The sequence below is a fragment of the Virgibacillus sp. L01 genome (assembly GCF_052246775.1).
Taxonomy (GTDB): domain Bacteria; phylum Bacillota; class Bacilli; order Bacillales; family Amphibacillaceae; genus Lentibacillus.
The window spans coordinates 1-12,611 of record NZ_JBQQCP010000011.1; the positions used below are offsets into that span (position 1 = coordinate 1).

General features: G+C 37.2%; 12 protein-coding genes and 1 rRNA gene. 8 read left to right on the forward strand and 5 right to left on the reverse strand.

Annotation, left to right across the window (positions count from 1 at the left end):
- Positions 1 to 181: 181 nt before the first annotated feature.
- The 4 genes from rrf (at position 182) to ACTWQM_RS17070 (ending at position 3,776) form a co-directional block, all read left to right on the forward strand.
- Positions 182 to 297, forward strand: a 5S ribosomal RNA gene (rrf, locus tag ACTWQM_RS17055).
- 373 nt (positions 298 to 670) lie between these two features.
- Positions 671 to 1,081 carry an RDD family protein gene (locus ACTWQM_RS17060; protein WP_443259367.1) on the forward strand — a complete coding sequence of 137 codons (411 nt, stop codon included), beginning with the start codon at positions 671 to 673 and terminating at the stop codon, positions 1,079 to 1,081.
- Between the two features lie 570 nt (positions 1,082 to 1,651).
- Positions 1,652 to 2,977 carry a glycosyl hydrolase family 18 protein gene (locus tag ACTWQM_RS17065; protein WP_443259368.1) on the forward strand — a complete coding sequence of 442 codons (1,326 nt, stop codon included), beginning with the start codon at positions 1,652 to 1,654 and terminating at the stop codon, positions 2,975 to 2,977.
- Positions 2,978 to 3,116: 139 nt separating this feature from the next.
- On the forward strand, positions 3,117 to 3,776 hold the full coding sequence (locus ACTWQM_RS17070; protein ID WP_443259369.1) for a DUF4396 domain-containing protein: 660 nt from the start codon (positions 3,117 to 3,119) through the stop codon (positions 3,774 to 3,776).
- An 88-nt stretch (positions 3,777 to 3,864) separates the two neighbouring features.
- Here ACTWQM_RS17070 and ACTWQM_RS17075 read toward each other — a convergent pair whose 3' ends face one another.
- Complete coding sequence (locus tag ACTWQM_RS17075) at positions 3,865 to 4,440, reverse strand: hypothetical protein (RefSeq protein ID WP_443259370.1); 576 nt, start codon at positions 4,438 to 4,440, stop codon at positions 3,865 to 3,867.
- Positions 4,441 to 4,622: 182 nt separating this feature from the next.
- Here ACTWQM_RS17075 and ACTWQM_RS17080 point away from each other — a divergent pair, with 182 nt between their 5' ends.
- From ACTWQM_RS17080 to copZ, 3 genes are read left to right on the forward strand one after another with little or no spacing between them, the layout of a single operon-like run.
- On the forward strand, positions 4,623 to 4,913 hold the full coding sequence (locus ACTWQM_RS17080; protein ID WP_443259458.1) for a metal-sensing transcriptional repressor: 291 nt from the start codon (positions 4,623 to 4,625) through the stop codon (positions 4,911 to 4,913).
- 13 nt (positions 4,914 to 4,926) lie between these two features.
- Positions 4,927 to 7,320, forward strand: a complete 2,394-nt coding sequence (locus tag ACTWQM_RS17085; RefSeq protein ID WP_443259371.1) for a heavy metal translocating P-type ATPase — start codon at positions 4,927 to 4,929, stop codon at positions 7,318 to 7,320.
- Between the two features lie 33 nt (positions 7,321 to 7,353).
- Entirely contained in the window at positions 7,354 to 7,560 is a 207-nt protein-coding gene (gene copZ, locus ACTWQM_RS17090) for a copper chaperone CopZ (protein WP_443259372.1), read from the forward strand.
- 52 nt (positions 7,561 to 7,612) lie between these two features.
- Here copZ and ACTWQM_RS17095 read toward each other — a convergent pair whose 3' ends face one another.
- The 3 genes from ACTWQM_RS17095 to ACTWQM_RS17105 all read right to left on the reverse strand — a co-directional run bounded on the left by ACTWQM_RS17095 (position 7,613) and on the right by ACTWQM_RS17105 (position 9,683).
- Positions 7,613 to 8,377 carry an ABC transporter permease gene (locus ACTWQM_RS17095; protein ID WP_443259373.1) on the reverse strand — a complete coding sequence of 255 codons (765 nt, stop codon included), beginning with the start codon at positions 8,375 to 8,377 and terminating at the stop codon, positions 7,613 to 7,615.
- On the reverse strand, positions 8,374 to 9,105 hold the full coding sequence (locus ACTWQM_RS17100) for an ABC transporter ATP-binding protein (protein WP_443259374.1): 732 nt from the start codon (positions 9,103 to 9,105) through the stop codon (positions 8,374 to 8,376). Before ACTWQM_RS17100 ends, ACTWQM_RS17095 begins: the two co-directional genes overlap by 4 nt.
- A gap of 230 nt (positions 9,106 to 9,335) precedes the next feature.
- Entirely contained in the window at positions 9,336 to 9,683 is a 348-nt protein-coding gene (locus ACTWQM_RS17105) for a DUF4363 family protein (protein ID WP_443259375.1), read from the reverse strand.
- Between the two features lie 82 nt (positions 9,684 to 9,765).
- Here ACTWQM_RS17105 and ACTWQM_RS17110 point away from each other — a divergent pair, with 82 nt between their 5' ends.
- A complete protein-coding gene (locus tag ACTWQM_RS17110) occupies positions 9,766 to 10,629 on the forward strand; it encodes a DUF421 domain-containing protein (protein ID WP_443259376.1) in 864 nt (287 codons plus the stop codon).
- 60 nt (positions 10,630 to 10,689) lie between these two features.
- Here ACTWQM_RS17110 and ACTWQM_RS17115 read toward each other — a convergent pair whose 3' ends face one another.
- Positions 10,690 to 12,276, reverse strand: a complete 1,587-nt coding sequence (locus tag ACTWQM_RS17115; protein WP_443259377.1) for a peptide chain release factor 3 — start codon at positions 12,274 to 12,276, stop codon at positions 10,690 to 10,692.
- Between the last annotated feature and the right edge of the window lie 335 nt (positions 12,277 to 12,611).

The following is a 12,611-nucleotide window of genomic DNA, read 5'->3' on the forward strand; positions in this document are numbered from 1 at the left end:
GGTTGATAGGTCCGAGGTGGAAGCGTGGTGACACGTGGAGCTGACGGATACTAATAGATCGAGGACTTAACTAATTAATACTGATGGAATGTTGATGTAGAGCTCTTATTTAGTTTTTAGGGTATAAATTTTTAAAACCTAAAATCAAGGATGTACTGTTTAAATACAAAACATCTAAAGGTCTGGTAGTATTAGCGGAGAGGACACACCTGTTCCCATGCCGAACACAGTAGTTAAGCTCTCCAGCGCCGATGGTAGTTGGGGCTTTGCCCCTGCAAGAGTAGGACGCCGCCAGGCAAATGATAAAAAGCCAGGATATGAATAATCATATCCTGGCTTTTTAATGCTTGGAGATAAGCCAAGTTTTCTGATTAAGGAAGTATAATAAAACTTAAGCTTTATTAAAACATTAAAAAGGTAAAAGAAGAGTGACCATCATTTTGTCAACAAATTGATGGTTATTTTTATTGGTACAATAGTATTTTTAATTCAGTGCTAGCCCGCATTTTGACCTACAGATTCGTGTGCAAAATAACTAGTTGTCGCTTAATGTTAGAACGTAGTCTGAATATTTCTGTTAAACTAAATATACCAGATATAGCAGGTTGGTTTAGGGAGTTCAACAAGCAATCTTTCAAGAAAAAAATATACGACAAAGGGGAGAACTATTGTGAAAAGTTATGCTGGATTTGGTAAAAGATTATTAGCAAGGCTTTTAGATGTTACCATTTTTTCAGTTTTAATTGGTGGTTTATTTTATGTTTTTACAGGTGATTACAGTATTGCTTGGAATAAAGGCTTGATTTGGGATTTTTTTTACACATTATACTTAATTGTAATCCCTGTGTTATGGGCCGGATATATTATGGGTAAACGAATTTGTGATATCAAATTAAAACGAACAGATGGTGGCAATATTAAACTTTCCAATACCTTTTTAAGAGAGATTGTAGGTTTTCACCTTATTGGTATTGTCACACTTGGAATATCCTTAGTAGTAAGTATTTTTATGGTAATATTACGAGAAGACAGAAGAGCAATTCACGATATGGTAGGTGGAACTTATGTAAGTGAAAATTAAAGTTTCATAACAGGGGTTAGTTTTGGAAGAATAAATGTTAGTTGCATTAGAAATCATATTATAATTTAGCATGTATTTCTCCCCTATTGTTGAAAAATCTATTTTTAAACGGCACGAGGGTCTGCTTCGACAGTTTGGCGGATCCTCATTCCGTTATTTCCTTCAAAACCCTTGTTTTAAGCTTGGGTTCGGATCCTCATTCCGCTATTTGTTATTTTTGCCTCAAATTTGACTGATTTTCAGCTATTAACGGAACGAGGATCCACCTTACCCTTCCGAGAGCATCTTTTCTGCTAATTAGCGGAATGAGGATTCATTTTAGCTGATTACAGATCCTCATTCCAATTCACAGTACTTCATTTCCTTACTAATATAATCCTACCAGTCTAAGTTACAAACATACCATAACCCCATAAAACCCTTAAAAAACAGAGACAACTCATTTTTAGCGTTACATATGAGATTTGAAATAACATAGCAATTACACAAACTTCTAACAAATATTAATCCTATACATGATTTAGTAGATGAGAGAGACAATATAGGTATAAACTTATTAGGAGCGTAATGATGCTTAAAACTAATATCATAATTACTGTAATTGTATGTATTTTACTTCTTCCCCAAGTAACCTCTGCAAGTGTCATTCATGTTGTGAAAAAAGGGGAAAGCTTATGGGGAATTTCAAATATATATGGAACATCGGTAGAGGAGATAGTAAACTCCAATGGTCTGCCATATAAAGATGTAATTACCCCTGGATTACCGTTATTAATTTCAGGTAATCAATATATTGTTCAAGCAGGTGAAGGTATTTGGGAAATTGCACAGCGTCATTCAACTTCAATTGAAAAGATAAAGTCCGCAAATGATCTAGAGAAAAATAATCTATACCCTAACCAAAAATTAACTATCCCTTCTACACCAAAAAAAGAAATATTTACTGGTGCTTTTATGGTGCCTGCAGGAAAAAAAGCAAGTAAATCATTATTAAAGCACTATAAAAAACTTATATCTACAGTCGGTTTTTTTGAATACCATCCCGATTCACAAGGGAATCTCAGCAAAATGCCCGGTGAGGCTACTGTGAAAACAGCATGGAAAAATAACTTAATTCCATATGCAACAATAACAAATTTAAGTTCTAACGGATTTGACGATGAATTAGCTCACCAAGTAATAGGTAACAAAGAAACCCGAGGGAAGCTGATTAATAATATTTATGCTGTTCTGCATGAAAATGATTATAAAGGAGCCATTATTGACTTTGAAGGAATTAAAAACAATGATCGTGAGAATTTTAATCAATTTATAAAGGAACTTACAGCTAAACTTCATCCGATTGGTATGAAAGTTAATGTGACGTTGCCACCAATGCAAGGGGACCGTTATCCGGACTATTATTCTGGTTATGATTATAAAACACTTGGAAAAACCGTGGATTCTATGTTTCTTATGACTTATGATTGGCATTGGTCTGGAGGTCCTGCCGGTGCCATCGCTCCCCTGGGAAAGGTAAGGGAAACAATCGAATATGCAATTTCTGCAGTTCCGCGTTCCAAAATCATTCTTGGGATTCCTATGTATGCATATGACTGGAATATTGATAATAAAGAGCAAAATGGGAGTGCATATGCCCAGGAAAATGCAATTAAATTAGCTCTTGATCATGGGTCAGTCATTCATTATAACAAGGAAACTCATCAGCCTTGGTTTAGATATAAAGATAAAAATGGCGATCGGCATGAAGTATGGTTTGAGGATGCGAGGTCAATTTTAGCAAAATACCGCCTTGTGAAAGACTATAATCTATATGGAATGGGTGGCTGGAAAATGGGTCTTTCCTTTCCACAAGCAGAACAACTGCTTAGGAAAGAGTTTAAGCTGAGACAGTAGAAATATATGATAAAGTAATCCAGGGACTATTTAAGTTTTGATAGTCCTTTTGTTGTTCCATTAACTCACATGAAACGTTTATTTTGTATTCTGCCGGGTATTAATCAAGCAGAATGTTTTAACAGGATAAGGTGATAATATGCTCATAACAATTGTTTCATGGATTGCGTTAATAATTGGGCTGATTTGTTCATTGATCATTGTCATTGATGTTATTAGACATCCACAGATGATGAAAATAATGAATGTGGTTTGGCCGATAAATGGGTGGTTTTTTGGCCCATTTGCATTATGGACCTATTTTAAATGGGGTAGGTTAAAAGCAAAGAATATAAAGGATAAAGACCATCGCGGAAGACCTGCAAGGGTATTTGTGTCCACTAGCCATTGTTCGGCCGGATGCACTGTTGGAGACGCAGCAGGTGTACCAATTGTAGCACTAACAGGAATGGCTGTTATTGGTTCTACCTTATTTGCTCATTTTGTTGTTGAATTTATATTGGCGTATATATTTGGGATTGTGTTTCAGTTTTATGCTATATATCCCATGAATAATGAGCAGGGAATAGCTAGATCAATTAAAGCTGCTATTAAGGCTGATACTCTGTCTTTAATAGCCTTTGAAATTGGGATGTTCGGGTGGATGGCAATTGTTCATTATGTGCTATTTGCTCAGCCGCCAAAACCAAATGAGGCATCCTATTGGTTCATGATGCAAATTGCAATGATTCTGGGATTCCTAACCAGTTATCCTGCTAATTGGATTCTTGTAAGAAAAGGAATTAAAGAGGAAATGTAGAATAGCCCTGGAAAGGTGAACATCCCAGACATCAGCATCCTGAATAATAATTGAGTGATAGGGTAGTTCACTATTAGCAAACCCTGTTTTATCTTATTTCCAATTTTGTTAATCCGATAAATAGAACAGCAATGATGAATAGAAGAGCAAAAGGATACTTGAAAAAAGAGTAAACGGTTTGGCCAGATTTTTTACGTATTTGATCTTCTGCCGTGTATAAAACCAGCAGCAAAATCATGGTCACGATAAGTGCCATAATTTTAATAGTGGTATCAGGTCTGGCCATTCCAAGCATATCCCCAAGCATTGCCCCCATCATACCTCCCATTAGTCCAGATATCATGCCATCGATGACAGCTGGCAATCCAACAGGTAATCCAGCAATGAACCCTACTAATAAGCTGAGCAGGACAGAGTAAATGGTTGAGCCAAATAGATCCCCCTGGTTGAAAACCCCTAGAATTGTTCCCATTAATATACCAACCATCATAGCAACTGACATGGAAATCATCATCCCGTTCATTTGAGATACCCATTTACGGTAGTAAGAAATATACGTGATAATTGCCAGTACTTGAATGAAACACGTTCCTATTATAAAAAATAATCCAATTGACATATGTTCAACTCCGATCGTAAAGTTGTCCAATAGTATTGTATTCATCGGCAGTCATCAATATGCAATACCATACGAGGGTATAAATGTAAAATGAAGTATGTTATATATATGTGGATATCTTTTATAATCATATTTATTTTGATAAAAATGTAACTGTTGACAATAATACGCAAGGGGGGTATATTGGAATTGAAGATTGAAAGGAAGTGAATAAATTGGGAGAATACATGCATGATCATCCGGTTACACCTCGAACAGAAGAGGAGAAACAGGCTGTTGCTAACCGGCTAAAGCGAATTGAAGGCCAAGTACGAGGTATTCAAAAAATGGTTGAAGAAGATCGATATTGTATAGATATATTGGTTCAAATTAGTGCTATTAATGCTGCTTTGAAAAAAGTAGGGTTTTCTATAGCAGAGCGTCATACAAAGCACTGTGTCAGTGACGCGATGCAATCTGGCAATGGAGATGAAGCAATTGATGAGCTGTTGGAGGTTTTGAAACAGTTTTCCAAGTAAAGGGGGAATTTTCATGAGTGAGTCAGAAGAATATCAACATACACAACTTGGGGTGACGGGCATGACTTGTGCGGCCTGTTCCAACAGAATTGAAAAAGTTTTAAATAAAATGGATGGTGTGGAAGCAAAGGTCAATTTAACAACCGAAAAAGCAACGGTTGACTATAATCCATCCACAACTTCCTATGATGATATATCTGCTAAGATTGAAAAGTTAGGCTATGGCGTTCAAACTGAAAAGGCTGAATTAGATGTTTATGGCATGACTTGTGCAGCCTGTTCTAATCGAATTGAAAAAGTGCTTAATAAACAAGGCGGTGTCAAGCTTGCCAGTGTAAACTTGGCTACCGAAAGTGCTGCTGTTGAATATAACCCAGGATTGATGGAAGAAGCTGATATCATTGGCAGGATTCAGAAACTTGGCTATGATGCTAAAATAAAAGCGAACCAGGAAGACAAAAAGACACAGAAGGAAGAGCAGTTAAATCAGATGAAAACAAAACTTATTGTTTCTGCTTTGCTTTCGGCACCGCTTTTAATAACGATGCTTGTTCATTTAGCTGGAATTAACGTACCAGCTATTCTGCTTAATCCGTGGTTCCAATTTGCATTAGCAACACCTGTCCAATTCGTTATTGGCTGGCAATTTTATGTTGGTGCTTACAAAAATTTGCGCAATGGTGGAGCAAATATGGATGTGTTGGTTGCCCTGGGTACAAGTGCCGCTTATTTTTACAGTTTATACGAAGCATTTAAAACAATTGGTAATCCAGGGTATATGCCGCATCTTTATTTTGAGACAAGTGCAATATTAATTACATTAATTCTATTTGGCAAATATCTGGAGACAAATGCGAAAAGTAAAACGACTGTTGCATTATCAAAATTGCTCGATCTGCAAGCAAAACAGGCACGTGTTATCCGTAATGGTGAAGAAGTGATGATTGCAGTTGAAGATGTGGCAGTCGGTGATCACTTAACTATAAAACCAGGTGAAAAATTTCCTGTCGACGGAATCGTTGTTAAAGGAAAGACATCAGTTGATGAATCAATGATTACAGGGGAATCTATCCCAATTGAAAAAGATGAACAATCAAATGTGATTGGTTCGACAATGAACAAAAATGGAACGGTTGAAATGGAAGCGACTAAAGTGGGTAAAGATACAGCTCTTGCATCGATTGTAAAAGCGGTAGAGGATGCTCAGGTTACAAAAGCGCCAATTCAGCGCCTTGCGGATGTTATTTCAGGCTATTTTGTTCCAATTGTTGTAGGCATCGCAGTTTTGACATTTGTAATTTGGATTTCATTTGTAACCCCAGGTGCATTTGAACCTGCATTAGTAGCAGCCATTGCAGTGCTTGTTATTGCATGTCCTTGTGCCTTAGGCCTTGCAACGCCGACTTCCATTATGGTAGGTACTGGTAAGTCTGCTGAATCTGGTATTTTGTTCAAAGGTGGCGAGCATTTGGAGCGAACACATCAGTTGGACACGATTATTTTGGATAAAACAGGAACGGTTACAAAAGGTAAACCGGAAGTAACCAATTTTACTGGTGATGAGGAAACACTAAAATTAGTTGCCAGTGCAGAAAAAGGTTCCGAACATCCTTTAGCAGAAGCAATTGTTGCGTATGCCACAGAAAAAAATGTGGATTTAACAGATACAAGAAGTTTTACCGCAGTACCCGGCCAAGGTATAAATGCTGTAATTTCCGACAATCAGATACTTGTAGGTAGCAGAAAATTGCTGACCGAAAATGGTGTTGATATTGCTCAATCTGAAGAAGAAATGACAGGTTATGAAACGGATGGTAAAACGGCTATGCTGATAGCTGTAAATGGTGAATATCGTGGAATTGTCGCGGTAGCAGATACAATTAAGGAAACAGCTGTTGAAGCTATTAGTCAATTGAAGGAGCAAGGTTTGGAAGTTATAATGTTGACAGGCGACAATGAACGAACTGCACAGGCAATTGCAAAACAGGTGGGTATCGATCAGGTTATCGCTCAAGTTTTACCTGAGGAAAAAGCGGATAAAGTAAAAGAAGTCCAGTTGCTTGGTAAAAAGGTAGCTATGGTTGGTGATGGTGTCAATGATGCACCTGCCTTGGCAATCGCTGATATTGGCATTGCAATTGGTACTGGTACAGAAGTTGCGATTGAGGCTGCAGACGTAACAATACTAGGCGGTGAATTGCTGCTGATACCAAAAGCAATTAAAATCAGTAAAGCTACAATCAAAAATATTCGGCAAAATCTATTCTGGGCGTTTGCCTACAATAGTGCTGGCATTCCAATAGCTGCCATCGGATTGTTGGCACCGTGGATTGCTGGTGGCGCTATGGCATTAAGTTCGGTCAGTGTTGTTTCTAACTCACTTCGATTGAAGCGAGTTAAGATATAGTTATAAAGTATTTTGGGGAAGGGGGGAAATAGTATGCAAATCACACTGGATGTTAAGGGTATGACATGTGGTCATTGTAAATCATCCGTTAAAGGTGCACTTGAAGAATTGGATGGCGTAACAAGTGTAGAAGTGGATTTAGGATCTGGTAAAGTCGATGTCACTTATGATGATGCACTTGTTAATGTGAAAGATATGCACGAAGCAATTGAAGATCAAGGCTATAATGTCGTAGCTTAAATATATATATGCAATTAGAGGCTTACATAAGGTAAGCCTCTTCCTTTATTTACTACGATTTTTGAATGTTTTCCTTTAATAGTTGCATACGTTGGTTAAATAGTGTTGGATATGATAAATAACCAAGCATGATGCTCGTGATAACAGCTGTAGTCAGAAGCAGGAATAATATGAGTAATTGAAATAATACTGCCTGAACAGGGTCAGCTCCTGCAATTATTTGCCCGCTCATCATCCCCGGAAGCTGTACAAGCCCAATTGTTTTTTGGCTTTCAATAGTAGGGATTGTACTCGCTTGAATAGATGTGATTAGTTGGGTATGAATCGCCTGTTTGGGTGTCCCGCCGAGCGATAGGATGAGTTCTGTTTCATCCTGATGTGTTTCAATTTCTGATGTAAAGCGATTAAGAAATAAAATTGACAGAACCATTGAATTTCCAATCACCATTCCACTAATTGGGATAACGTATTGTGGTGTAGGAGGCGTGATATTCAGACCAAGTAAAATACTCTGTGTCAGAACTTCAATAAACACAAAGGTTACGATTAACTTCCATGTGATGCCTGGAATAGACGCTCCTTTTTTCCTGGCATTTTGTGTGGCAGCTCCAATCATAAGCAGGATCATTAATAAAATATAGATGATGTTTTCGGTATTGAATACGAATTGAAGAACGTACCCAACAGCGAGCAATTGGATGATGGAACGAACCACTGCAACGGCAGTGTCCTTTTCCAAACCCAGATTTAATACTTTGGATAACACGAGTGGAATAATTACGAAAAGAAGTGCAATGGATAACGCAAGAAAGCTCATTCCACTTCACCCCTAACAAAGTTCTTCATTCTTTCATCAGTTGGATTTTTTAAAAAGTCACTTTCGCCAGTTTCTATTAATTCTCCGTCCATCATGGCCCATGTATAATCACCGATTGACATTGCCTGCTGCAGATTGTGTGTTATCCAGAAAATCGTCGTATCGTACGTATGATTAATTTTAGTAATAAGTTCTTCAATATCTTGTCTTGATACACTATCCAGCGAGGATGTGATTTCATCAAGCAGTAAAATCTTTGGCCTGTTTACAAGAGTTCGGGCAATTGATATTTTCTGTCGTTGTCCCCCTGATAAATCCTTGGTATTTCGCTGTAGTGAATCCTTATTCAATCCGACAAGATGCAGTAATTCCTTTGCACGATCCTCAGATAATTTCTCACCCTGCAGTTCTAAAGGAAGGGAAAGGTTTTTCATCACGCTTCCACTGGTCATTGCAGCGTTTTGCAGAGCAATTCCAACATTACGTCGTAAATTGACCGGATCATAGCTATCAATGGGTTTGCCTTTTATATAAATATCGCCTGAATCCGGTGACTGTAGACCATTGCACAATTTGAATAAAGTAGTTTTCCCCGACCCAGAAGGCCCTATTAGTGTTGTTATTTTCCCCTCAGGTATCGATCCTGTAATATTTTTCAGAATATGTATACCGTCAGCTGAGTAATTAACTTGCTTAAATAGCATGGCTTTGTTGTAGTCATTATTCATATGTAATTCACTTCCTTTGATGAACGAGCACTACAATTATTATAACCTAATTGGTGCAGTATACAATAACGATATACACTATTACCTAGCGTCTTTAGGCAGGTAAGAAAGTATAAATCCTTTCTTACTGCATAAAGCGCAACTAAGGCTTTAGCATTAAAACTTGAGATAAGCCAAATTTTCTAAGCATGACATGAATAGCTTATAACTGTTTTAAGGATACTAGTTAATTATCTGAAGTACAGTGATTCAATACAGTTTTCTATCATCACTATATTTAGTTTAGCCTCAGTTTTATCCCTTTCTTTCAGGGAAACTTTTAACTTTCGAATCTCTTCATTTAAATTATTATATTCTGTCTCATCACCATATAGCTGGTATTTCCATTCATTATCTTTATATAAACCCTGGATCAGATCTGCTTCATGCACAGCCTTATCCCATTTGGCCTGATTAATCAGGTTTTCAATTTCCGTTGCTTTTTGTGATATTGGCAGGTTTTGAATTGTTTCGTTTGAACATCCGAATAATATTGTGAAGCAAAGGAAAAGTATAGCTGCTACTTTTGGTATTTTCATAACTTGTACTCCTTGTATCTTTTTTAATTAACTTAACCATAATAATAAAAGATATGACATATTTGGTTTATGGAGGATCTACATGTCTGAGTATACAATAGTAATTGTTCGCACTTTATTTGCCTTCTTTTTTATTTTGTTATTGGCTAGACTACTTGGAAAAAAGCAAATTGCTCAACTGACATTCTTTGATTATGTTACAGGTATTTCCATAGGGAATATGGCTGCAGCATTAGCTATCGACACTACTATGCAGTCAATGGATGCGATAATAGGATTAATTTTATTTACGCTTTTGAGTACTCTGGTCGTTTTTGGTGCATTAAAGTCATTGAAGTTCAGAAAACTTGTAGAAGGAAGTCCAACAATATTAATTAGAAATGGGAATGTACTGGAAAAAAATTTATTTAAAGTGAAGATAACCTTTGATGACTTAATGCAGGGTTTACGAGAGAAGGATGTCTTTAAATTAGCGGATGTTGAAATGGCAACACTGGAGACAAGTGGTGTTATAACAGTGATGAAAAAGACAGAATATAATCCTTTAACACCAAAAGATATCGGTTTGCCGGTCGAATCGGAGCATACACCATCATTGGTAATTGTCGACGGAAGATTATTATCGAAGCGGCTGAATTATCTTGGTTATTCGGAGGAATGGCTTCTTGGTGAAATTCTAAAACAAGGTGCCGGGAATTTTAGTGACGTATTTTTAGCCCAAATTGATTCAAAGGGAAGTGTTTATGTTGATTTGTATAATGAGGAAGAAAAGAGACCACAAGTTAAGCAAAGGCCTCTTCTTGCAGCGCAATTAAGAAAAACACAGGCTGACCTGGAGGGGTTTGCGATTCAGACTAATGACCATAATGCTAAGCAAATGTATTACAATCAGTCTGTAGAACTCCAAAATCTAATCGATAAAATAAATCCATATCTTAAAGAGTAAATAGAACTGTAAATAAATCAGCCGTTACCGGAAGCAGGGCTTATGGTAACGGCTGAAATATTAATACGTTTGATCATATTGGTTAACTTCAAACAAATCAATTAATTCTATTTTAGGGTGTTTATCTGTGAACCAACGCAGTGCAAACTCATTTCTAAATAAAACAATAGGATTATCTTCCCGATCTCTGACGAGGATATTCCGCTCATCAAAGATTGATTCGTCAACTTGATCAACCTTAAGCCACCGGGGGATTCGCTCTCCAATTGACTCTAATTCTACTTCCACATTGTATTCATTTTGCATTCTGTATTTGAAGACATCATATTGCAATTCACCTACTGCCCCTAAGATGTAGGATTCAGTACGGTGTCTTTTAAATAATTGGATTGCACCTTCCTGTACAAGCTGTTCGAGGCCTTTCTTAAACTGCTTCGCCTTCATTACATTTTTGGCTGTTACCTTTTTGAACAGTTCTGGTGGGAATTGAGGCAGCTCGTCATATTCAAAGTGTTCTTTGCCTTCAATTAATGTGTCGCCAATTCGATAGGCATTTGGATCATATATCCCAATGATGTCCCCGGCATATGCTTCTTCAATTGTCCCTCTTGAGGATGCAACAAATTGCTGTGACTGTGCCAGTTTAATTGGCTTATTGGTTCTTGCCAGATTAACACTCATTCCGCGTTCAAATTTACCCGAGCATACACGTAAGAAAGCTATCCTGTCACGGTGGGCAGGATTCATATTTGCCTGTATTTTAAAAACAAATCCTGAAAAGTCCGGATTATCAGGCTGAATGAGTCCCTCTGTAGATTTTCTTGGCTTAGGTGAAGGTGCCATGGATACGAATGTATCAAAAAATGTTTCTACACCAAATGGTGCTAGGGCACTGCCAAAAAATACAGGGGTTTGTCTTCCTGATAAAACAGTGTCTAACGAGAAATCATCTCCCGCTTCATCCAATAATTCAAGCTCATCTTCTGTTGCTTTAAAAGTGGAATTAGATACGAGTTCCTGATGTTCAGGTTTATCCAATTCCTCATATGGTATATAGACCTCTTCCTCGTTACCCTTAAATTGGACAAATTGCTTTTTATGGCGATCAAAAACACCTAGAAATCGTTTGCCCATTCCTACTGGCCAGTTCATCGGGTAGGTCTCAATATCTAATACTTCTTCAATTTCTTCCAATAAATCAAATGGCTCTCTTCCTTCACGATCCAACTTATTGATAAAGGTGAAAATTGGGATACCACGCATACGGCATACTTTAAATAGTTTTTTGGTTTGTGCTTCAATCCCTTTTGTTGCATCAATAATCATGACAACACTGTCTACTGCAGTGAGTGTTCGGTACGTATCCTCACTGAAATCCTCGTGTCCAGGTGTATCTAAAATATTTACCTGAAATCCATCGTATGGAAAATTCATTACACTTGATGTTACCGAGATTCCACGTTGTTTTTCTATTTCCATCCAGTCTGATGTTGCAAATTTACCGGACTTTTTAGCTTTAACGGTTCCGGCTGAGCGAATTAAATTCCCAAACAAAAGTAACCTCTCTGTTAAAGTTGTTTTCCCAGCATCCGGGTGAGATATAATCGCAAACGTTTTTCGTTTATTAACTTCGTCGTTTAGACTCATAACAAAATCCCTTCCATTCTAAATTGTTCAATTATAGTTACGCTAGTTACGATAGGGGATTTTTGATTTACATCGGAATAATTCTCCTTTAAAATTCTCTCACTTATTGATTATACCATCAAAAGATAGCATGATTACAGCTTTAAAGTCAATGAACACAAAGGTTATTACGAATAGATATTTTTCCGGGTAGCTCACGTGTCCTCATTGAGGTTACGAAGATGCATTCTCTATTCAATTTACTTTAAAAAGTTACTCATCAGGTTTATAAATGGCTGAAACAATTTAATATGATTAAAAGAAGGAATTTTCGGATAGTAACTAGAAGAGAAATG

Bases quoted from the DNA above. Each gene is read 5' to 3' on its own strand.
- ACTWQM_RS17075 (WP_443259370.1), bottom strand. From the start codon at position 4,440: ATGAATACAATACTATTGGACAACTTTACGATCGGAGTTGAACATATG.
- ACTWQM_RS17110 (WP_443259376.1), top strand. From the start codon at position 9,766: ATGTCTGAGTATACAATAGTAATTGTTCGCACTTTATTTGCCTTCTTT.
- ACTWQM_RS17105 (WP_443259375.1), bottom strand. From the start codon at position 9,683: ATGAAAATACCAAAAGTAGCAGCTATACTTTTCCTTTGCTTCACAATA.
- ACTWQM_RS17085 (WP_443259371.1), top strand. From the start codon at position 4,927: ATGAGTGAGTCAGAAGAATATCAACATACACAACTTGGGGTGACGGGC.
- ACTWQM_RS17095 (WP_443259373.1), bottom strand. From the start codon at position 8,377: ATGAGCTTTCTTGCGTTATCCATTGCACTTCTTTTCGTAATTATTCCA.
- ACTWQM_RS17065 (WP_443259368.1), top strand. From the start codon at position 1,652: ATGCTTAAAACTAATATCATAATTACTGTAATTGTATGTATTTTACTT.
- ACTWQM_RS17100 (WP_443259374.1), bottom strand. From the start codon at position 9,105: ATGAATAATGACTACAACAAAGCCATGCTATTTAAGCAAGTTAATTAC.
- ACTWQM_RS17070 (WP_443259369.1), top strand. From the start codon at position 3,117: ATGCTCATAACAATTGTTTCATGGATTGCGTTAATAATTGGGCTGATT.
- ACTWQM_RS17115 (WP_443259377.1), bottom strand. From the start codon at position 12,276: ATGAGTCTAAACGACGAAGTTAATAAACGAAAAACGTTTGCGATTATA.
- copZ (WP_443259372.1), top strand. From the start codon at position 7,354: ATGCAAATCACACTGGATGTTAAGGGTATGACATGTGGTCATTGTAAA.
- ACTWQM_RS17080 (WP_443259458.1), top strand. From the start codon at position 4,623: ATGCATGATCATCCGGTTACACCTCGAACAGAAGAGGAGAAACAGGCT.